Origin of the sequence: Pseudomonas migulae NBRC 103157 (assembly GCF_002091715.1) — a bacterium.
Lineage (GTDB): Bacteria > Pseudomonadota > Gammaproteobacteria > Pseudomonadales > Pseudomonadaceae > Aquipseudomonas > Aquipseudomonas migulae_A.
Genome location: NZ_BDAG01000024.1, coordinates 48323 through 69860 on the forward strand (window position 1 = coordinate 48323; position 21538 = coordinate 69860).

At 57.3% G+C, this 21538-nt stretch carries 21 protein-coding genes; 9 read left to right on the forward strand and 12 right to left on the reverse strand.

What is annotated here, in order from left to right:
• Nucleotides 1–203: 203 nt before the first annotated feature.
• Genes PMI01S_RS18310 through PMI01S_RS18320 form a run of 3 tightly spaced genes read left to right on the forward strand, consistent with a single transcriptional unit; the run spans nucleotide 204 to nucleotide 4191 of the window.
• Nucleotides 204–1478, forward strand: coding sequence for a c-type cytochrome (locus PMI01S_RS18310; RefSeq protein ID WP_084321463.1), 1275 nt, complete (start codon nucleotides 204–206; stop codon nucleotides 1476–1478).
• On the forward strand, nucleotides 1475–1939 hold the full coding sequence (locus PMI01S_RS18315) for a (2Fe-2S)-binding protein (RefSeq protein WP_084321465.1): 465 nt from the start codon (nucleotides 1475–1477) through the stop codon (nucleotides 1937–1939). Before PMI01S_RS18310 ends, PMI01S_RS18315 begins: the two co-directional genes overlap by 4 nt.
• Nucleotides 1936–4191 carry a xanthine dehydrogenase family protein molybdopterin-binding subunit gene (locus tag PMI01S_RS18320; protein WP_084321467.1) on the forward strand — a complete coding sequence of 752 codons (2256 nt, stop codon included), beginning with the start codon at nucleotides 1936–1938 and terminating at the stop codon, nucleotides 4189–4191. The genes PMI01S_RS18315 and PMI01S_RS18320 overlap by 4 nt, the downstream gene beginning before the upstream one ends.
• 232 nt (nucleotides 4192–4423) lie before the next feature.
• On the opposite strand, the gene PMI01S_RS18325 is transcribed toward PMI01S_RS18320, so the two are convergent.
• The 10 genes from PMI01S_RS18325 to PMI01S_RS18370 all read right to left on the reverse strand — a co-directional run bounded on the left by PMI01S_RS18325 (nucleotide 4424) and on the right by PMI01S_RS18370 (nucleotide 15824).
• On the reverse strand, nucleotides 4424–5764 hold the full coding sequence (locus PMI01S_RS18325; protein WP_084321548.1) for an OprD family porin: 1341 nt from the start codon (nucleotides 5762–5764) through the stop codon (nucleotides 4424–4426).
• Nucleotides 5765–5875: 111 nt separating this feature from the next.
• Complete coding sequence (locus PMI01S_RS18330; RefSeq protein WP_084321469.1) at nucleotides 5876–7531, reverse strand: cation acetate symporter; 1656 nt, start codon at nucleotides 7529–7531, stop codon at nucleotides 5876–5878.
• Entirely contained in the window at nucleotides 7528–7890 is a 363-nt protein-coding gene (locus tag PMI01S_RS18335; RefSeq protein ID WP_084321471.1) for a DUF485 domain-containing protein, read from the reverse strand. The genes PMI01S_RS18330 and PMI01S_RS18335 overlap by 4 nt, the downstream gene beginning before the upstream one ends.
• Nucleotides 7891–7921: 31 nt before the next feature.
• Nucleotides 7922–9142 (reverse strand): FAD binding domain-containing protein, encoded by a 1221-nt coding sequence (locus PMI01S_RS18340; RefSeq protein WP_084321473.1) that lies wholly within the window; start codon nucleotides 9140–9142, stop codon nucleotides 7922–7924.
• Entirely contained in the window at nucleotides 9139–9621 is a 483-nt protein-coding gene (locus PMI01S_RS18345; protein WP_084321475.1) for a VOC family protein, read from the reverse strand. Before PMI01S_RS18345 ends, PMI01S_RS18340 begins: the two co-directional genes overlap by 4 nt.
• A 307-nt stretch (nucleotides 9622–9928) precedes the next feature.
• On the reverse strand, nucleotides 9929–10648 hold the full coding sequence (locus tag PMI01S_RS18350; RefSeq protein ID WP_084321477.1) for a TetR/AcrR family transcriptional regulator: 720 nt from the start codon (nucleotides 10646–10648) through the stop codon (nucleotides 9929–9931).
• Between the two features lie 67 nt (nucleotides 10649–10715).
• Nucleotides 10716–11360: a DsbA family protein gene (locus tag PMI01S_RS18355; RefSeq protein ID WP_084321479.1), complete on the reverse strand. Its 645-nt coding sequence runs from the start codon at nucleotides 11358–11360 to the stop codon at nucleotides 10716–10718.
• A gap of 42 nt (nucleotides 11361–11402) precedes the next feature.
• Entirely contained in the window at nucleotides 11403–12320 is a 918-nt protein-coding gene (locus PMI01S_RS18360) for a LysR family transcriptional regulator (RefSeq protein ID WP_084321481.1), read from the reverse strand.
• Nucleotides 12321–12360: 40 nt separating this feature from the next.
• Nucleotides 12361–13572: an MFS transporter gene (locus PMI01S_RS18365; RefSeq protein ID WP_084321483.1), complete on the reverse strand. Its 1212-nt coding sequence runs from the start codon at nucleotides 13570–13572 to the stop codon at nucleotides 12361–12363.
• A 251-nt stretch (nucleotides 13573–13823) separates the two neighbouring features.
• Nucleotides 13824–15824, reverse strand: coding sequence for a peptidase U32 family protein (locus PMI01S_RS18370; RefSeq protein ID WP_084321485.1), 2001 nt, complete (start codon nucleotides 15822–15824; stop codon nucleotides 13824–13826).
• Between the two features lie 280 nt (nucleotides 15825–16104).
• Between PMI01S_RS18370 and PMI01S_RS18375 the strand changes: the two genes are divergently transcribed.
• The 4 genes from PMI01S_RS18375 to PMI01S_RS18390 all read left to right on the forward strand — a co-directional run bounded on the left by PMI01S_RS18375 (nucleotide 16105) and on the right by PMI01S_RS18390 (nucleotide 19650).
• A complete protein-coding gene (locus tag PMI01S_RS18375) occupies nucleotides 16105–17553 on the forward strand; it encodes a DUF3300 domain-containing protein (protein WP_084321487.1) in 1449 nt (482 codons plus the stop codon).
• Between the two features lie 26 nt (nucleotides 17554–17579).
• Nucleotides 17580–18467, forward strand: a complete 888-nt coding sequence (locus PMI01S_RS18380; RefSeq protein WP_084321489.1) for a DUF2950 domain-containing protein — start codon at nucleotides 17580–17582, stop codon at nucleotides 18465–18467.
• Nucleotides 18468–18610: 143 nt separating this feature from the next.
• A complete protein-coding gene (gfa, locus tag PMI01S_RS18385) occupies nucleotides 18611–19189 on the forward strand; it encodes an S-(hydroxymethyl)glutathione synthase (protein ID WP_084321491.1) in 579 nt (192 codons plus the stop codon).
• A 170-nt stretch (nucleotides 19190–19359) separates the two neighbouring features.
• On the forward strand, nucleotides 19360–19650 hold the full coding sequence (locus PMI01S_RS18390) for a hypothetical protein (protein WP_084321493.1): 291 nt from the start codon (nucleotides 19360–19362) through the stop codon (nucleotides 19648–19650).
• Between the two features lie 92 nt (nucleotides 19651–19742).
• On the opposite strand, the gene PMI01S_RS18395 is transcribed toward PMI01S_RS18390, so the two are convergent.
• Nucleotides 19743–19976 (reverse strand): hypothetical protein, encoded by a 234-nt coding sequence (locus tag PMI01S_RS18395; protein ID WP_084321495.1) that lies wholly within the window; start codon nucleotides 19974–19976, stop codon nucleotides 19743–19745.
• Between the two features lie 28 nt (nucleotides 19977–20004).
• A complete protein-coding gene (locus tag PMI01S_RS18400; protein WP_084321497.1) occupies nucleotides 20005–20400 on the reverse strand; it encodes a hypothetical protein in 396 nt (131 codons plus the stop codon).
• A gap of 182 nt (nucleotides 20401–20582) precedes the next feature.
• Between PMI01S_RS18400 and PMI01S_RS32045 the strand changes: the two genes are divergently transcribed.
• Nucleotides 20583–20810, forward strand: coding sequence for a DUF6555 family protein (locus PMI01S_RS32045; RefSeq protein WP_307641305.1), 228 nt, complete (start codon nucleotides 20583–20585; stop codon nucleotides 20808–20810).
• A 101-nt stretch (nucleotides 20811–20911) separates the two neighbouring features.
• Entirely contained in the window at nucleotides 20912–21535 is a 624-nt protein-coding gene (locus tag PMI01S_RS18410; protein WP_139273055.1) for a hypothetical protein, read from the forward strand.
• Nucleotides 21536–21538: the final 3 nt, after the last annotated feature.

A 21538-nucleotide genomic window follows, 5' to 3' on the forward strand; every position in this document is an offset into this window, starting at 1 on the left:
CCTATCTTTGGACATCGACCGAGGCTGCGCGAGTTAACCGTTGTTAATTCTGCCGCCGTTGCGCCGAGCGCAATGTAGCGTTGCGTCTTGGTGGGGTACTCCATCACAACCGCCCTCTCTAAGCTCCCTCCCAGAAAGTCGCCGTGCGCCAATCGCAAGCGGTGGATTGAAAAATCTGTCGTTAACTCAGGAGAGGTGAGGCGATGAAGCGCAAGACGATCATCGGTGCCGTTCTGGCAATCGGCGTCGTGGGGATAGGGTTTGCATTCTGGATGATGTGGAGGCCGGAAATTCCCGTAGCCAGTCAGCATCAGAATGCTGGCCGCGAATCCCTGGACAGGGGCCGACGCGTTGTCGAAGCGGGAGACTGCGCGGTCTGCCACACCCGGCCAGGCGGCGCTTACATGGCGGGCGGTTTGCCGCTGGTAACGCCCTTCGGAACACTCTTCACCACCAACATCACACCGGACCGGGAAACCGGTATCGGTGAATGGTCGCTGGACGCCTTTGAGCGGGCCATGCGTGAAGGCATCGCGCGCGATGGCCATTTTCTCTATCCGGCCTTCCCCTATGTGCATTACCGCAAGATGAGCGACGCCGATATCGCGGATGCCTACGCCTTCCTGATGAGCGTGGACCCGGTCAAATACACCGCGCCGGAAAACCACATTATTTTCCCGATGAACTTCCGGCCGCTGGTGTCTTTCTGGAACCTGTTGTTCCTGCACGGGGAGCCGCTGGAACCACTGCCCGAGCGGTCAGCGCTCTGGAACCGTGGACGCTATCTGGTCGAAGGCGCCGGGCACTGCTCATCCTGCCATTCACCCCTGAATTTGATTGGCGGGGAGAAAAGCAGCGAGCTATTCAACGGGGGTGTCGTCGATGGCTGGACGGCCCCTGCCCTGCGAGGAATGGCAATGGCGGAACATCCCTGGAATGAAGCCCAGTTGGTCGCCTATCTGACGGGCGAGGTTGCCCAAGGACACGGCGCAGCGGCGGGCCCGATGTTGCCGGTCAGCCTGAGCATCGCGCAGATGCCAACGGAAGATGCCCATGCCATTGCGCAGTACATTCTTGACCTCGAAAAAACCTCTTCAGCAGTGACATTGCCGCCCTGCGCCTCGACGGCCAAGCCCGGTGCCAAGGCGCTATCGGGCGCCTCATTGTTCGACGGCGCCTGTGCAAGCTGCCACGGCAGCGCCGCACCGATGCGCGTCATTGAAGCAAGGCCGGCGCTGGCAAACACCTCGGCAGTGACGGCCGACTCGCCACGCAATTTGATCCAGACAATCCTGCAGGGTATTCCGATGTCCACCGCTGCGCCGAGCCATTACATGCCTTCTTTCGCCCATAGCCTGGACGATGCCCAGTTGGCCGCGCTTGCCGAGTACTTGCGCAACGAGAGCTGCGCGACCAGACCCTGGAAGGACCTGGAGAAAACCATCAAGAGCATTCGGGCACAGGAGCAGCAACCGTGATCACACTCGACATCAACGGCAAGACTCATGAACTGGACATCCCGGAGGACATGCCGTTGCTGTATGCCTTGCGCAACCAGGTGGGACTCAATGGCGCCAAATACGGCTGCGGTCTGGGTCAATGCGGCGCCTGCACTGTGTTAGTGAACGACAAACCGGTTTTTTCCTGCCTGACGCCGTGCGGCGCGCTGGCGGGCAAATCCGTGCGTACCGTGGAGAGCCTGGGCAGCGCAGAGCAACCGGGACCGCTGCAAAAAGCGTTTATCGATGTCCAGGCGGCCCAGTGCGGTTATTGCATCGCGGGAATGATCGTACGGGCACAGGCGCTGCTGGAGGCCAACCCTCAGCCGGACGATGAAACGATCCGTCGCCACATGGCGCCCAACTTGTGCCGTTGCGGTACCCATGTGCGGATCCTCGCCGCGATCAAGTCGGTCATCGCGCAGGGAGCCAAGGGATGAAAACCTCACCGAAAGACGTCAATCTGAGCCGCCGTGCCTTCGTGATAAACGGCGCATTGGTGATGGGCTTCGCGATGCTTCCCGGTATTCCGCGCGCCTTCGCTGACACCGAAGTGGATACCTTGGGCACCGAAATCCTGGCGCCTGATCTGCCGGGCAGTCTGCGGGCCACGCCCTATCTCGACGCCTGGATCCGCATCGATGCGAAAGACGGCATCACCGTCTACACCGGCAAAGTGGAGCTGGGCACCGGCGTCAAAACTGCGCTGTTGCAGATCGCCGCCGAACGCCTGGAAGTGCCGCCAGGCCTTATCCGTTTTCTCACCGCCGACACCGCGCTGACACCCAATGAAGGTTACACCGCGGGCAGCCATACGATGGTCGACAGCGGCACTGCGCTTTTCAACGCCGCGGCCCAGGTGCGTCAACTTTTACTCGAATCTGCGGCACGGCAATGGCAGCAGAAAATCGACAGCCTGAGCACGCGAGACGCCGTCATCTACGATGCGCAAGGCCGCAGCATGACCTACGCACAAGCGGTTGTCGGGGTTCAACTGCATCGCTTCGCATCGGCCAGTTCCCCCTTCAAGCCAGCCAGCACATTCACCCTGATCGGCACATCATTGCCTCGACTGGACATTCCAGCCAAGGTCAGCGGCGGTGCGGCCTATGTGCAGGACATGCGTCTGCCCGGAATGCTGCATGCGCGAGTGATACGTCCACCTCGGCGCGGCAGTCAGTTACTGGACATCGACGAGACCGCCCTCAGGAAACTCCCCGGTGTGGTGAAACTGGTCCGCAACGGCAGTTACCTAGCCGTGGTCGCCACCGATGAATGGATGGCGATCAAAGCCATGCGCGAGGGCTATGCCACTGCCCGCTGGACAGAAGGTAATCCGCTACCCGACTCGACACACATCCATCAACTGCTCACCGAGTTACCGGCGCGGCGCTACCCGGTGAGCGCCAAGGGCAACATCGCGCAACCTGCGCCACGCGCCTACAAAGCACGGGTGACCAAGCAATACCTCATGCACGGTTCTATCGGGCCGTCCTGCGCAGTGGCTCGATTCCATGAAGGAACACTGACCGTCTGGACCCACACTCAAGGCGTCTATCCTCTGCGCATGGGCATCGCCGAGATGGTCGGCCTGCCAGTGGCCCAGGTGCGTTGCATCCACACCGAAGGCTCCGGTTGCTATGGCCACAATGGCGCGGATGACGCGGCAGCCGATGCCGCGCTGATCGCCATGGCCACACCGGGCAAACCGATACGGGTGCAATGGATGCGCGAACAGGAAAATCTCTGGGAACCCTACAGCTCGGCGATGCTTGCCGAAGTGGAAGCGGGACTGGACAGCAGCGGGCGCCTTCGTGACTGGACATACGAGCTCTGGAGTACGCCGCACAACGAACGCATCGTCAATGCCGGGCGCCTGTTGCCTGCCTGGCTATTAGCAAGCCCCTTCACCCCTGCCCCTTCGATCCCGATCGCCCAACCCGAAGGCGACGGTGACCGTAACGCGGTTCCGTTGTATGAGATACCCAACCTTAAGGTCGATCTGAACTTCGTACTGACCATGCCCTTCAGGACCTCGGCCATGCGTTCGCTCGGTGCCCATATCAACGTGTTCGCCATCGAGAGCACCGTCGATGAACTGGCGGCGCAGGCCAGCGTGGATCCGGTGCAGTTTCGCCTGAGTCACTTGATCGATCCGCGTGCTCGGGCGGTGATGGAGCGCGTGGCCCGTGAGTTCCGCTGGCCGCAAAAAGCAACCGGCCCCGGCAGCGGGATCGGCTTCGCCTTCGCCCGCTATAAAAACATCATGGGCTACTGCGCAATCGCCGTGCAGGTGCATGTGCAGCGCCAGACCGGGCAGGTCACGATTGATCGAGTGGTTGCTGCCGTCGATGTGGGGCAAATCGTCAGCCCCGACGGGCTGCTCAATCAAATCCAGGGTGGCATCGTGCAGTCCGCCAGCTGGACGCTCTATGAACGAATCCTCTATGACGCCAGTGGCATGCACAGCTTCGACTGGAGCGGCTATCCGATCATGCGTTTTCCCGAGTTGCCGCAACAGGTCGAGGTCCACATGATCGATCAGCCGGACCAGCCTTTTCTCGGTGCAGCGGAAATCGTCCAGGGCCCCATGGCTGCGGCGCTGGGCAATGCCATCAGCGATGCCACCGGCAAGCGTTTGCTGGACCTGCCGCTCGCGCGACGGGGCTGGCAGGATGCGCTGGGATCGTGATCGATCCGGATTCAGAATAAAAAAAGGGCGGTGAAGGATCACTTCACCGCCCTACCCCAATCAAGGGAAATGTTGCTCTTCTATAAAACACGCCGTTGGAAGAGAACGACATGTACACGCAACACTCGCTAAAGTGCTGCCTGTCAGTTACAGCGGCCAGCCAGGAACAGCACTGACCACTCTTTGCACTACGAACTATTGCTTCCGCGAAGCGAATCCTGCCGTTTAAAAATCAAAACAACGCCAATTGGTAATTTATGATCAGACGGTTCTCATCTTGCTGACGGGCATTCGGGATATTGTTTCGCACCATTGCATTTTTCCACATGACCCCCAAACCCTTTAAGGGGCCTGATTGCACGACGTAGGCCAGCGTAATATCACGTTCCCATTCACTGGAATTGCTGGAGGCGACAGTATCGATACCGTCACCTTTAACGTACACAACCCCCGCCGTCGCACCTGGCAAGCCGAGTTTTGCAAAGTCATAAGAGTAACGGGCTTGCCATGACTTCTCGCCGGCACGAACGAACTTCTGAACCTGCATCTCGGTGATGGTATAGGTGGTCGGGCCATCGCCTTGGTTCAAATAGGGAAAGTCACTTTCCCCATCGCTGACTTCATAGCCTGCGCCAAAGGTGTGACCGGCAACCGCATAGGTCAATAATCCACTGTACAGATCATTGTCGACTTTGCCCTTTAACGTATTACCGCCGTAGTAGCCTGTCGTGAAATACGCAGGGTCATGGCCGTTTGCGCCATCATCCTTGCTATAGAAGTATCGAAAATCGCTGGTCAGCACGCCAGGGCCAATGGCCCAGTTGTGAATCAGTCCGAGAAAGTTTTGCTTATAAAAATCTTTGAGATTGCCGTAATAGTATTGAACGGTCAGATCTTTAGTCAGCTTGTAATCGCCACCAGCGTAGATGAATTTATTACTGAAACGGCCGGTGACAGCATTATTGGCACCCGCGATGGACATGTTTTCATTGTTGCTGGAGTTACGGCCCTTCACCTCATCAATTTGCCCACCCACCAGGGTCAGATCTTTGATATCGGCCGAAGTGATCTGGGTTCCTTGCCAGGTTTGCGGCAATAAACGTCCGTCATTGCTGAAGATCACCGGGAGTTTCGGGACCAGCGTTCCAAGCTTCAACTCGGTTTTGGATATTTTCATTTTCCCGGTCAGCCCCAAGTTGGAAACATCGTCAACCGCATGATTGCCGTCGCTTGGAAACACAATGCCACCGTAGTTTGTGCCCGTCGGATTGCCATGTTTGCCGGTGCTTGAGTCCAGCTTGACGCCCAACATGCCCAACGCATCCACACCGAAACCTACCGGCCCCGGGGTATATCCCGAGATGAATTCGAGCTGGAAGGCCTGGCCCCACTCCGCTTGATAACTCTGGTTGGCTGCTTTCTGCGCGGGCGTTGCCGAGTCACGGTAATCGCTATTGATATAGAAGTTACGCAGTTTCAGCGCAGCTTTACTATCTTCGATGAAACCCGCCGCATGGGCTTGCTGCGCCAATACACACAGGGCCGCTGCTACAGTCAAAGTACACTTCATTATTCGCACCTTATTATTGTTGTATAAACTACTCAGCGACTTTTCAGGCGTAGCTATCCACATGAGCTGCACGTTCATGCAGCCATTATTTAATGTGAACAGTAATAACCCGAATTAATCAGCTTTCAGCTGCGCCGACCATGTTGCCGGTGTACCCAGTTCAGAATCCACCAACTGGTTTTCGAATCGATTGCGTTCATCTACTGCACTGGCGGAACGATCAGTAATGGAGAACCAGAAAATACCGATAAATGCGACGGCCATTGAGAACAGGGCCGGGTATTCATACGGGAACCAGGCTTGCTGATGATGCAGGATCTTGACCCAAACAGTCGGGCTGAGAATGCACAGGGTGATTGCCGATACCAGCCCCAGCGAACCGCCAATCACGGCGCCGCGTGTCGTCAAGCCCTTCCAGTAAATCGACAACAGCAGCACTGGGAAATTGGAACTTGCGGCGATGGAGAACGTAAGGCTCACAATAAAGGCGATATTCTGTTTTTCAAAAGCAATCGCCAGGAGAATCGACAACACGCCCAAAACGATGGTTGTAACGCGCGAGACGCGCATTTCTTCACGGTCGCTCGCGGTGCCCCGGCGAAAGGCATGTGCATACAGATCATGAGAAACCGCGGAAGAACCGGCAAGGGTTAACCCCGCCACCACTGCCAATATCGTCGAGAACGATACCGCACACATGAACCCGAGGAAGACATTACCGCCGACGTTGTGTGCGAGGTGAATCGCAACCATGTTCACGCCGCCCAATATTCCGCCTGATGCATCGTGATAGGCGGGATTGCTGGCAACCAGGGCGATGGTGCCGAAACCAATAATGACGATCAGTGCGTACCCTATGCCGACAAGACCGGTGGCATAGAGAATACTTTGGCGCGCGGCCTTGACGTTACCGACAGTGAAGAACCGCATGAGAATGTGTGGAAGGCCTGCCGTGCCGAAGACTAATGCCAACCCCAGGGAAATGGCAGACACCGGGTCGGTAATCAGACCTCCCGGGCTCATGATTGCTACATGGGAGGGATGAACCTGGGTCGCTTGAGTGAACAACTGATTCAGGCTGAATCCGAATTCGGACAACACCATGAACGCCATGAAGACACAGCCGGTCAACAGCAAGACAGCTTTGATAATCTGAATCCAGGTGGTTGCCAGCATCCCCCCAAAGAAAACATAGATAACCATCAGTGTACCCACGAGAAGTACTGCCGCGGTGTAATCGAAGCCGAACAGCAACTCCACCAGTTTTCCAGCGCCTACCAACTGGGACACCAGGTAAAGCAACACGATGACGATCGAACTGGACGCCGCAAACGCTCGTATGGGTCGTTGTTGCAGCCGATAGGACAATACGTCCGCCAAGGTGTAGCGACCGAGGTTTCGCAATGGCTCCGCAATCAGGAACAGAATGATCGGCCAGCTTGCAAGAAAGCCGATCGAGTAAATCAGCCCATCAAATCCGCTGGTAAAAACCAGTGCGGAAATGCCCAGCAAAGACGCCGCGGACATATAGTCTCCGGCGATGGCCCAACCGTTCTGGAAACCGGTAATTTTTCCGCCTGCTGCATAGTGATCGGCAACGCTATTGTTTTTACGTGCCGCCCATCGTGTGACAAACAGAGTGAAAATAACGAACGCTAAAAACATGCCGATCGCAATAGGGTTGTGCTGGTGCGCTGCGGCAGGAACGTCGGCCGCGTACACCGCTACCGAAGCAAGGATGGCTGAACTTGCAATGAGTAGACGCTTCATTTGTTGAAGCTCCTGATGATTGTTTTTATTTTGGGGTCGTAGCAGGTGTTAGTGCGCCATACGTAGACAGCAACAAGAAGAATCGTGAAGGCGAGCATTCCAAAGCCAATGGGCACGCCCCACGTCATCGGTTGACCTTCGATGATAGGTGTACCCAGACGGGCAGGTATAAAGGCCAGAGAAAGAATAAAGCCGAAATAAACCGCCAACATAAGAGCGGTCATACTCCACGAAAATAGTCGTCGCTGTTTTACCAAAGCACGAAACTGCGGGTTTTCGAGAATCGGGTTTTGAACAGTGTCATCAACCTGATTAGCGGACATGGCCGGGCCACCGTCTCGCGGATATGCATGTTCCATGGTGATCTCCTGCAAAGGGCGTGTGGCTGAATTAAAACTTCACCGGCACTGCGGTCTCACGCATCACGGCTTCCGGAGTTCGATATAACTCAGCCATTTCGCGCTCTTCTTCACTTTTCAGTTGCGCCTGCATATAGGCACCAAGATGCCTCGCATGCTGAACAATCGACGTCCCGAAACGACAGCGTCGCTCGCTGTAGTCCGCCAATGCCTCTTCAACCGTTGCATGTCGCGCAAGTGCTTCCACGATTGCCAACGCATCACCGGCGGCCTTGGTAACGCCCATCCCGCAATGGGGACGCGCCACGAATGCCGCGTCGCCCAGCAAAGCGACACGTCCGAAATTCATCTTCGGTACTTCCAGGTCGTAAATCGGCTGGAACAATGGCTGCGCGGCTTTCTTTACGACTTCGGCAAACTGCGGCGCAAGCAATGTCTCTGCGCAGTTGTACATCGTGTCGAGCACATCACGGCGTATCAGCGCCGGAGGAATTCCGCCTTCAAATTGTTTACCGGTTTCATCGCGCAGCAAATCGCGCAAATCGTCATCGTCGCTGGTGCGGTACCACACAAAGTTATAACGACGTTCACCAACAAGGGTGCTATTGGAGTGCCCGGCAACCGGATACCCCAGGATCTGCTCGTGCGGAGGCAAACAAAACGCGAATTTATCGAAAAGTGCTGCGTGGGCAGAATCAGACAGCGCACTTTCATCCACTAACCCGCGCCAGGCGATATAGCCGGCATATTGCAGGTGTACGTCAGGCAAGAAATGCTGGCGAATCGTCGAACGAAATCCATCGGCCGCAATAATGACGTCTGCCTGATGAGTCGTACCATCGGCCAACGTGACGCTGCCATGAGTTTCAGTACTTTCAACGGAGACGACGCTACCACCGCAGCGATACAGCGAGTCCGGAAATGCGGCGCGAAGAACCTGGTACATCTTCCCCCACGCGGTCAACGTCTGCGGGAGCGCGTTTTCCAGTACGACATCACCGTCCTGGGCCAGCGTGACGCGCGAACGCACATCGATGCCTACGGATGCATCGAGGGGAATTCCGGCTGCAGCCATCGCTTCGAACAATTCAGGGTGTGTAACGATGCCGGCGCCTCGTCCAGCGAGTTCATCCGGCACGCGTTCGAAGACTTCAACATCCCAACCTTTGCGCAACAGCATATTGGCTGCAAACAGACCACCGAGCGAGCCGCCCACGACAATAGCGCGGGGTTTGTTCAATGAATTGATCATGACCGGCCTCCCGCCGTCGCAGCCACATGGGCGGCGTAAGAACCCACTGCTTCAATCTCGGAGGCCGGGAAATTGAGCTCGATGGTGACGCCAGACGGATCTTCGATGAAGACCTGATGCAGGCCGAGGCTCGGAACGGTGCGATCACGCCAGGCAATGCCCTCGGCCTTGAAGACGCGCCAGAACTCAACCAGCCCTGTTACCAGAAAAGCAATGTGGTCGACGGTGCCAGTGCCGCTCAGCGGGACTTCTTTGTCACCGAGGTACTTCTTCAGACCTTCGGGGTTGGAGGGATCAATGCCGATAATGTGGACCGTGCCAAAGTCCTCCTCATCCCCTCCCATGTACAACCAGACGCCAGGAAAATCGAACGGCGGCCGGTAGCCAGGCGTAAAACCGAGCACCCTTTCATAAAATCGACTGGACTTCTCCAGGTCGAACGACCGAATCGAATAATGAGCGAGCTTCAGGACTTGCATGGTACCTCCAACGTTTTTTGTATTTATTTATCACTTGATAAACAATACGACCTGACGAAATTGAAGGCAATAGCTTGAGGATCAAATTTTCGTAGAACTGGCTGGTACGAGGTCGTGACGTCGCTGAAAGAGAACACGCTTCAGCCGTTGGGAAAGGGCATTTGCAGGGCAAAAAGGCGCGCGTACGCCCCTTACCACCCGCTCAGCTCAAGGCTGAAACAGGTGATGAGTGGTCGACAAAAAGAGGGTCGAAGCAAGAGTTCAGGCGGACAGGGAAAGGGGGGAAACCCGTTCGGATCAAAGCCGATCAGTTCAAGCGAGCCTTCTCGCCGAGGTCGTTATCGACTTGCTGCAGTACGTGGGGGCTGCCGTTAAGGAAGGCATCGACCATCTGCTCGATCAGCGCATCAATGTCCTCGGTCACGGGAAGATCGTAAATCCACTTGCGCACGCCAATATAGAAAATGCTGGCATGCAAACTCCAAATCAACTCCAGCTCTTTTTCATTGATCGTTTCACCCGAGGATGGCGCCAATCCATGGGTATGGCGAATTTCTGCAATGACAGGAATGAAGACGCGCTCACGCAATTTAGCCAGATACCGATCGTTGATACCTTCACGTGTCAGCCCGGCGAATACGAAGATACGAATCCATTCTCGCCGCAGAATCACGCTTGCGTATGAGGTATAGAAGCGAACCAGGCGAGACTGAAGGGGTTCCGAGCGATCCTTGATCATCGCCTCCCACCCGCTATCCCACTGATAGACCTCGTCGTAGACACGGTCTATCAAGGCCTCTTTGCTAGGAAAATATCGATAAAGTAACGGTTGGGTAATATCAAGTTGTCGCGCCAGCTCACGGGTACTCCCCGAGAATCCGCACGTCGCAAAATGCTCGATGGCTTTCTGCACAATTTGCTTTTCCCTGACCTCTGGCGAAAGGCGTCGAGTCGTCGACTTGACGAGGCCTTCGGAGTCCGCTGATTTTCCAGGCTCTTTCTCGTCTATATTTTTTGAGTCTTGCATAACGCCTCACTAGAGCTTCATCGAGGCATCATACAAAACAAAAGAATGCGCTGGCTATGAACCCCGCCTATTTGGCCAGGCGGCTTTCAATATCTGTCTTGAACAAGGCTGGACGGCTTAAATAGTGCCCCATGGGCAACACTTCCATCTCGCCATCGATTTCCAGCGCAAACGCCGGAAAACCGCGAGCATGCAGGGTTTCAAGCATCCCGTTGCTGCGTTGGATATGGTCCTGTAATGAGTTCGCGGTGACCGAATCAAAGGTCGCCATAAACGCACCGGGTTCAAATCCAAGCTCACTGGCAATGTCGGCGATCACTCCACGATCCGCGATGGCTCGTCCCTGCTGGTAGTACGCAATCTGCAGGCGCTTGAGCATTTCGATGCCGCACCCTGACAGTTGTTGAGCCGTCAACATGGCTGCAATCGGTGGTGAAGAATCCAGATGGACATTTTCATGTTCAAGTACGCCCTGGACGTAGGCGTCTGCAAAGGTTTGTTTGCTGAATGCGCTAATCCGGGCTTCGTGAGGACGAACAAAGTCGCGCCATTCACCCGACACCAACTTGCTTTTGTCTCCCGAGAGCATGCCCACACCATGGGCCTGAATGTCCAGGCCAGCAACAGTGGCCGCTGCCGTGATCATCGGTGCCGCGCCATAGCACCAGCCGCAGAACGGATCGTAGACGTAATGCAATGTTGCAGTGCTCATTCAAGCCTCCGGAATCTGCTGTGTTTAAACAGCGAAAAGGGATCAGCGCAGGGGTAAGCCTTCAGGCCCCAGCAATTCGCTGATGAAATCGATAAACGCATTGACGCGTCTGGAGCCACGATGATTGGGGAGATACAGCGCAGAGATAGCCGAACTCGCATCGTTCGGATTGACGACAAATGACTCGAACAACGACGTCAATTGACCGCCACCAATATCATCGTTGACGAGCCAGTCAGGTAACAACGCCACCCCACCGCCCGCCAGCGCGATCTCCCGCAAAACCTCCGCATTGTTGCTTTTGAAGCGTCCCTCCACGGAGACTCGGGTCTCTTCACCGTCCCTCAGGAAAGTCCAAAGCTGTTGCTTGGTTCCGTAACTGAAGCGCAGGCATTCGTGCTGCAAGAGGTCCATTGGATGTTCAGGGAGGCCACGGATTTTCAGGTACTCGACACTGGCAACCACCCGACGTCTGAAATAGCCGACGGGACGACTGACTACGCCATCCATCGCTGCTGCCGAGCCCAACCGAATCGATAGATCGACGCGCTCGCCCAGCAACTCGACAATGTCGTCAGAAAGCGTCATGTCCAATATGAGTTGCGGGTAACGCTTCAGAAACGAAGCGATATGAGGCGCGATCAGGCGGCGTCCAAATGCCACCGGTACGGAAATACGCAGATGCCCTGCGGGAACTTCCCCACGGTCAGTCACCGAAGCATCCGCTTCGGCTACAGCGTTCAAGACCTCCCGGGCTTTCAAGTAGTAGGCGGCCCCGGCATCTGACAGCGAGATTTGACGCGTGGAGCGGTTAAGCAGGACGGCGCCCAGCTCCGCCTCAAGCCCATCGATCATCCGGGTCACGGAAGATGTCGCCAGGCCTAACTGCCGAGCGGCAGAAGAAAAGCCCTTCGAGTCCACAGCCTGGACGAACATCTTCAATGCGAGCAGCTTGTCCATGACACTCCTTGGCTATTGCGCGTTGTGGTGACCGATTGACTCACTGAACCTGGCCGGTGCGACGAGAAACAATCGAGAAGACGACCAGAGAGACCAGTGACAATCCACTCCCCACCGCTGCAATCGCCAACCAGCTGGCGTGTTCATAAAGCGAACTGGCCACCGAGGAACCGATTGCACCGCCAATGAAGATACTGATCATGTACAACGCATTCAGACGGCCTCTGTTGGCGGTGCCCAGGGCATAGACGGCTCGTTGGCCCAGCACCATGTTCATCTGCACCGCAAAATCCAGCGCAACACCGGTGACCGCCAAACCGATCACGCCGTAAAAGGGATTGATGAAGGCCGGAAGGAAGCTCACCACGCCCAGCACCATGGCCAACTGTGAGGCCCGTCGAGTGTGCCCGGCATCAGCGAGTCGGCCACTCAGAGGTGCGGCGACGGCACCGATGGCGCCGACCAGAGAGAACATCGCGATCTGACTTTGCGTCAGGCCAAACTCACGACTCAACACCAGCGGTACCGCGGTCCAGAACAAACTGAACGCCGCAAACATCAACCCTTGATAAAGCGCACGCTGACGCAATACCGGCTCGCGGCAAAACAGTTGTCCAAGGGACATCAGCAACTGACCATATGACGCGCGGTGGGCCGGCTGCCATTTGGGCATGGTCATGCTGATCACGATGGAGATGATGAGCATCAAGCCAGCCGCCCCGATGAACACTGCCCTCCAGCCGAAATGATCAGCCACCAGGCTCGACAGCGGCCGCGCAAGCAGAATCCCCAGCAGCAGGCCCCCCATGATCCCGCCCACCACCCGGCCACGAGATTCTTCCGGTGCCAGATGCGCGGCCAACGGGATAAGCATTTGCACCGAGACCGAGCTGAAACCGATGAGTGCCGATACGACAAGAAACACGCTCGGCTGCTTGGCCAGACCCGCGGCAACCAGGCTGAAGATCGTCATCACGATCGTCGCGATCATCAGCCGGCGGTTTTCTACCAGGTCCGCCAAGGGCACCAGGAAAAACAATCCAAGGGCATAACCAATCTGAGTCAGCGAAACAATAAAGCTCGCGCTGCCATTCGACATGCCGATATCCGGGGCGATCAAGCTGATGATCGGTTGTGCGTAATAGATGTTGGCGACGATGGCACCGCAACAAAACGCAAACAGAAGTACCAGCCCTCTGGTCATTGAAGCCTTTTGTATCGTCGTTGCTGTACCGCTTGTAGAAACGCCCATTCCATAAACTCCTGAGATTCGACAGCGGTGACTCTCCAGGAGAGATCACTCGCATTGATGGTTTTCAGGGCTACAAAATAGGCGGCACTACCCCTTCAGAGAATAGGGGCGGGACGCAACGTCATGTTGCGTCAAGCGCAAAAGACGCCGGGCCTCGTCAACGTCCCTTCTGACGTTGGCATCCGATGAGGCCAAGCAGACGCGAGACCAATGCGAGCGCAACAGGACACCTGCACGCTCGCCTGTCACGCTCAGTGAGGGGCGCGAGGGATCGTCTTGAGCAGGTCTTCGGGGCTGATGTGACCGACGATCGGTTCCATGACGCTGCCCGGTTGCGGCAGATCGAGGATGTGCCCCTTGATCTTGCCGATGACGTGCATCTCACACGGCTTGCAGTCGAACTTCAGCGTCAGCACCTCGTCACCGTGTACCAGTTGCATCGGCGCGACCTTGGTGCGCACACCGGTGACGCCTTTGGCTTGCTTGGGGCAAAGGTTGAAGGAGAAACGCAGGCAGTGCTTGGTGATCATCACCGGCACCTCGCCGGTTTCCTCGTGAGCCTCGAACGCCGCGTCGATCAGCTTCACACCATGACGGTGATAGAAGTCGCGGGCCTTCTGGTTGTAGACGTTGGCCAGGAACGACAGGTGCGATTCCGGGTACACCGGCGGCGGGTTGGTTTCGGCCTTGCGACCTCCACGTGGGTGGGCCAGCAGGCGAGCCGCGGTCAATGCTTCGATCGCTTCGCGGCGCAAGGCCTTGAGTTGCGAATTGGGGATAAAGAACGCCTGGGGCGCATCCAGTTCAATGGCGGTGGCGTGGTAGTCGGTGGTGCCCAGTTGACCGAGCAGGTCTCGCAGTTGCTCCAGTGCCTGCTCCGGCTTGTTGGCCAGACCGAACGGGCCGTCCAGGGACACGCTGGCGCTGACGCCCTCCTCGCTGGTGGCGGTCAGTTGCAGACGCTGCTCGTCCAGCCGTGCGACCCAGGTCAGGCCGATACGACGTTCGGCGGACGTCTTCTGCAAGGCTTGCTGCCAGTTATGGTCCAGGTTGCGGCTCAGTGGATGGTTGGGCCGTAGCTTGTACATGCCGTCCGGCATCTCGTTGGGCTCGACGCGATAGCGGTAGCGCTTCTGGCCATCTTCGTCGAACTCGCCCTTGGGCTCCGCGATATTGGCGCGAAAACCCACCACTTCGCGCTTGACCTGCACATTGAGGCCATCGCCGTTGGACAACGGCTCAAAGGTCACTACCTGCATGTCGCGCTTGCCAACCTTCTCCACCACGCCCACCGGCAAGCCGGTGAAGGTCGGTGAGTCGAAGGCGCCGATGTCGATCTTGCGCTCGCTGACGAAGTAGTCGGTGCTGCCACGGTGGAAGGTCTTGTCCGGGTCGGGCACGAAGAAGTGCGCCGTGCGGCCACTGGAAGCGCGGGCCAGGTCCGGACGATCTTCAAGAACATCGTCCAGGCGCTGGCGGTAGTAGGCCGTGATGTTCTTCACATAGCCCATGTCCTTGTAGCGCCCTTCGATCTTGAACGAGCGAACGCCGGCTTCCACCAACGCGCGGATGTTGGCGCTCTGGTTGTTGTCCTTCATCGACAGCAGGTGTTTTTCGTAGGCGACAACGCGACCCTGGTCGTCCTTGAGGGTGTACGGCAAACGGCAGGCCTGGGAGCAGTCGCCACGGTTGGCACTACGGCCGTTCTGCGCGTGGGAAATATTGCACTGGCCGGAGAACGCCACACACAGCGCGCCGTGAATGAAGAACTCGATCGCCGCGTCGGTCTCGTCGGCAATGGCGCGAATCTCTTGCAGGTTCAGTTCGCGGGCGAGTACCAGTTGGGAGAAGCCAGCCTGATCAAGGAACTTCGCTCGCGCCAGGGTGCGGATGTCGGTCTGGGTGCTGGCGTGCAGCTCGATCGGCGGGATATCCAGCTCCATCACGCCCAGGTCCTGGACAATCAACGCATCGACACCGGCATCGTACAGTTCGTGGATCAGCTTGCGCGCCGGCTCCAGCTCGTTGTCATGCAGGATCGTGTTGAGAGTGGTAAACACCCGGGCGTGGTAACGACGGGCGAACTCCACCAGTCCGGCGATTTCACTCACCTCATTGCAGGCGTTGTGGCGGGCGCCGAAGCTTGGGCCACCGATATACACGGCGTCGGCACCATGCAGGATGGCTTCGCGGGCGATGCTCACGTCACGGGCGGGACTGAGCAGCTCCAGGTGATGTTTAGGTAGAGACATGTTTTTTTATCTGGTTTGTCACGGTCGAGGCACGCATTGTAGCGGCGAAACGCTTGACCGGCACCCGTGGCCTACCGAGTGGTAGCCGCCCCAAACCGTCAACCCGATTCCCCCGGCGCTGACCACTCGGCCATTCGCCACCGTGAATCAATGGCAACAAAAATATGTTTGCTACCATTAGAGAGCAGCATCGAGGCTGAGGCCTGGCTTGCGAAATCGGCTTTAACCTTCCTGACATTGATCCATTCCGTTCCAGCCTGCCTGAGCAGGTGGGGGGCCAATGCGCATTCCATTATTTTTCGCGGTGGCCGCGGCACTGTTGTTACACGGATATTCCTGTCTGGCGCAGCCATTGGATGCGACCGCGAACGGTGCCGATTCCGCGCCCGTCACGGCAGCCGTCAAAGACGCCGTGTTCAATCAGGAGCAGCTGGATCAAATGCTGGCGCCCATTGCGCTCTACCCGGATCCGCTGCTGGCCCAGGTACTGATGGCCACCACGTACCCCGGCGAAGTCACCGAGGCGGTGACCTGGTCCAAGTCACACCCGGACGCCAAGGGCGACGATGCGGTCAAACAAGTGGCGAGCCAGACGTGGGACCCGAGTGTGCAGGCGCTGGTCGCCTTCCCGCAGGTGCTGGCAACGCTGGGGCAGGATCCCGTTTGGGTACAACGCCTGGGGGATGCCTTTCTGGCGCAGCCCGACGATACCATGGAGGCAGTGCAACGCCTGCGTCATCAGGCGCAAGCGGCAGGCAATCTGCAGAGCAATCAATATCAGAACGTGACGGTCGAAACCGTTGCGGCACCGGCACCCACCACCGCCACTTCGGCGTCTGCGCCTGCCAGCAGCACCTCCACCATCATCATTCAGCCCTCCGATCCACAGGTGGTGTACGTCCCCAGTTACAACCCGACCACCACATACGGGACCTGGTCCTATCCCGCGTCCCCCCCTGTTTACTACCCGCCACCGCCCGCCTATTACCCCGGCTCGGCGTTGATGGCCGGACTGGCGTTTGGTACCGGTGTGGCGATCGTCGGCGCGCTATGGGGTGACTGTGACTGGGATAACAACGACATCGACATCGACGTCAACCGCTACAACAACATCAACGCCAACAACCGAATCACCAATAATCAGAACAAGTGGCAGCACAACACCCTTCATCGCGACGGTGTTCCTTACCGAGACAGAAAGAGCCGCGAACAGTACGGCCGACAACTGGACGGTGCCAGTCAGCGTGAGGCGTATCGAGGGGACAATGTCGAGCGGGCCCAGGCTCGTGAACGGGCCCGTGGAGCCATGGACAAGCGCGGCTTCGAACAACCTGCCGCCAGCAACCGCGAAGCCCGGGATCGCGCGCGCGAAGCCCAGTCCGCAACCTCGGCCAACAATCGGATGCAAGGCACAGACAGAGCGAAGTCGTCCGACAGAAGTCAGGGTAATGCCAGAAACACTCGGGAGAGCCAGCAAGCCAGGCAGCAGACCGCTCAGGTGAACCCGCGCGGACAGGGCATGGCGCAAAACAGGCCATCCGCCAGCGCGGGCAGTGCCCGCAACAATGCATTCGCCGGCGCGCGATCACCGGCCCAGTCCAACGCACAAGCCAGTCGTGGCCGGGCCAGTCAGGTATCCGCCCAGCGCGCCAGTGCTTCGCGACCAGCCGGCCACCAGATCAGTCGGCCGTCGAATCCACCCGCGCGTCAACGAGGGGGCCGTCGTTGAAAAACAATCCTCGAATAATGTTACTCATGGGCGTGTTCCCCCAGGTATTGGCGATGGCTGCCGGCATGGCCTGGTCGTGTGTCGTTACGGCACAGCAGACATTCCCGACGCCGGAAAAGGCCGCTCAAGCGTTCGTCGAAGCACTGGGTACGGAACACGCCGATCAGGCGCGCCTGACAGAGTTGCTGGGCAATGAATGGCACAGCTACATCCCCCGCGAAGGGGTTCAGCGCAGTGATGTGGATGCGTTTTTGAAGCAATACCACGATCAACATTCCATTGAAAAAACCAGCGACCGCAAGGCGCTTCTGTCGGTCGGCAGCGACCACTGGACACTGCCGATACCCATGGTCAAAGTCGATAAAGGTTGGCGCTTCGACATCAAGGCCGGCCAGGCCGAAATCCGTGCCCGTCGAATTGGCCGCAACGAACTCGCTGCGTTGCAATCGGTACGGACTTATCACGACGCCCAGATGGACTATTCGTCAGAGGACCGTGACGGTGACGGCGCACTCGAGTATGCGCAGAAAATCTTCAGCACCGCCGGCAAGCACGACGGTCTCTACTGGGCCGACGACGATAGCGATCAGATCAGCCCGTTGGGATCCTCGTTCGGCAAAGCCATTGCCGGCGAAGACTGGCACGGTTACCACTTCCGTATTCTTGATGGCCAAGGTCCTTCGGCACCTGGCGGCGCCTACAGCTACCTCATCGGTGACAAGATGAGCCGTGGCTTTGCACTGATCGCCTGGCCGGCGAAATACGCTGACACCGGGGTCATGAGTTTCATGATCAGCCATGAAGGTCAGGTGTTCGAGAAAGACCTGGGAGCCGAGGGTGAGAAACTGGCACGGTCAATGAAGCGTTTTGACCCGGATGACAGCTGGAAGGTGGTGCCTGCCGACCAAGAGTAAACACTTCGAACGGCGCGCTATCCTTGATCCGGGTACTGAACTGACCGGTCGCACCGAAGGAGGTCATCACGTTCTGATGAACTACCGGCCTGGATCACGGCACCAGGCACTTTTGTCTGACACCCTGAAACGGAGACGCCAGCATGAGCACCTTGAAACTTCACCCAGTACTGGACAATGGTTTCCAACCCGCCGCCGCGGATTTCAAAGGTGGCACCCTGCAATGCCTGTGTGCGACCGACAAGGTCGAGGTCAGGATCGACGCGCAAACCCTGCATAACCACGCGTGCGGCTGCAGCAAATGCTGGAAACCGCAAAATGCGATATTCGCCGTCATTGCCGTGGTACCCCGGGATAAGGTCAGCGTCACGGCCCACGGCGAAAAACTGGCCATCGTCGACGAAACCGCCACCATCCAGCGGCACGCCTGCAAACAGTGCCACGCTCACCTCTTCGGGCGCATCGAAAACAAGGACCATGCCTTTTATGGCCTGGACTTCGTCCACACCGAGCTCTCTCCCCAGAGCGGATGGGCGCCACCGGGCTTCGCAGCGTTCGTGTCCTCCATCATCGAAACCGGCACACCGCCCTCGCAAATGAAGGCCATCCGTGAGCGTCTTCGCTCGATCGGCCTGGAGCCCTATGACTGCCTGTCTCCGGACTTGATGGACGCACTGGCGACTCATGTCGCCAGACAGAAAGGCCTGCTCCCCGCCGCCTGATTGATCGACCGCCGCGGCTCTGGGCCGGGAGCTGCCGGTGGTCGTTGCCTTTGGCTTGTCACCGGCGTTTGACTAAGCTGAATAGATCAGGACGAACTGAAATCCAAGTGATAGCGGCCACCCGCGAATCCGGACGGGTATCAAGACGGTAACTCGCAAAGGAGATGACCATGTACGCGGTCATAAGAACCTACTCGGGTCGTGACGCAAAAAAACTTTTCGATTTTCTCGAAGAGCAAAAGGCCGACGTCGAGGCTGCCCTGCGCAAAGTGCCTGGCCTCGCCAGCTACACACTGCTGCCTCTCGGTGATGGCGGTATATCGATAACGGTTTGCACGGACAAGGCCGGCACCGATGAGAGCATGAAAGTCGCACGCGAATGGATTGAGAAAAACGCCTCGCACATCCATGCGTTCCCACCGGTCATCACGGAAGGTCCGGTCATTGTGCAGATCAATTAGCGCGCCCTGATGCCCCCTCACGACATTATCGCTGTCACAACGATTGGAGGTTCACGCCCCCCCCCTTTTCATCGACAGTGTTCATCCCGGTATCAATCCGGAACAAACGCCCCCAATCGCGCCCGCGCCGTTGGAATGATTTCCTCCAACAGCTCCAGCGGCACATCCTGCATGAACAGGGTGACTTCGAACTTGAGTGTTTGATCATTTCGAAACACTTCAAACACCATATCCCCTCCTCGCCAGCACTCAATGCCGAGTCCGTCATGCCCTGGCGTTACGCTCGATGCGATCTCAAACCGGTATTCCATGCCATCAATCAGCAAGCGCTCGTCTCCTTTGCCTGTCAATCAACTATTGGGGAGTCAGTGTGTAGTGATAGTGCACCGCTCCGGTATCCGGATGCACCAGCCAGTAATCGTCATTGTCCTTCTTCAGTCGATAGCATTCTTTCTTGATTTTGGCGCCCGTGAAACAAATCACGCCGTCCTTGGTTGTCCAGTGTTCTGTCTCTGGAGGATTGCCCTGCAGCGCAAAAATTTCGGTGCCGTCTGCATTGAAGCTCAATGAATAGGGCAATCCGGTCTTGCCGATATTGTTCAGTTTGTGGCCGATCAGCGTGCTGCGGATCTGAGCATCATCAAGTGCCGCAGCTGTTGGGGTGACAGGCTTGATGACGCGTTGTGGCGTAGAGGCGCAACCGCCCAGGGCAATGGCGATGACGACGCAGTACAACGTCTTCCGGTTCATGTTGCACCTCAGGATTATGCGAGATTCGGGTGTAGATGAAGCTTAGGCCGTTACGACGGGAACGCTTTTCCAGGATAAAAAAAACCTCCGCGCTATGCAGAGTCAGAAAGACGCCCGAAAAATAAAAGGGAACTGGCACTAAGCCACTAATGTCGGAGCCGCATCACCTGGAGAATTGGCTGATGCGCTCTCGGCATTTTGAAATCACTTACTGTTTGAATGGCTCGCGTCGAAAGTTTGTCCAGCCGGACACTCACATGACCGATGAAGATGCGTGGTACTACGCGTGTCTGCACGCAGGCGTGGGCCTTTTGTACGGGGAAGACAACGTCCAGGACAATCACGCGAAGTTGCTCGACCATGCTGAAAAATCCGATTTGGCTGATGTCAAATGGGAGGAGTTGCCGTAAACCGCGATTGAGTGCCCTTCCCTGCACGGGCAAAGATTTAAACCTCCCGCTACGCTCAACACAACGCATCTTCCTCTCCATGAAAAGAGGTCGACCTTCCTATGCCGTTATATCCGAGATTATCCGCCCGGGTCCTAGGCGGACTCCTTCTTGCTGCATCGCTTGCAAGCAACGCTCTGGCCGATGGCAAAACCTGCGAGTGCGAGTTCAGCAGCCGGGACTATCAAGCCTACGGCACGAGTGGCGCCTGTGGCGTATTCATGTACGCAAAGGCCAGTATCTGCGAGATCTCCTTCGCCGGTATCGGCGCCAATCCAGATGTGCTGACCAATCCGAGGCTGGGCACCAATACTCTGCAGGCACAGTTAGACGTCGCACCGGATATTTTCAGTCGTTATCTCGAGTTCATAAAAACAGGCAATGTCACGCCTCTGAGCGAGCAAAAATTCATAGCGCGCAGTTTGCCCGTCATGGCCCGCGCGAGCCTGTTTCGCGCAGCCCCGCAAATAGCAGAAGCGCCAATCAAGCAGCTGGATGCCGTGATTCAGGACGTGGCACACAAATACAGCGGCGAACTGGAAGCGATTTTCCTCGGCAAAAAAGAGCCGCATACCCTCAAGTGGGATGCCGAGAACGAGGTTGAACTGGGTCGCGGTTATGTCCAGATCAATTACAGAAAAGATATTCAACTGCGCGTTCTTTACTTCTCGCCAGCACAGAGGTGAAGG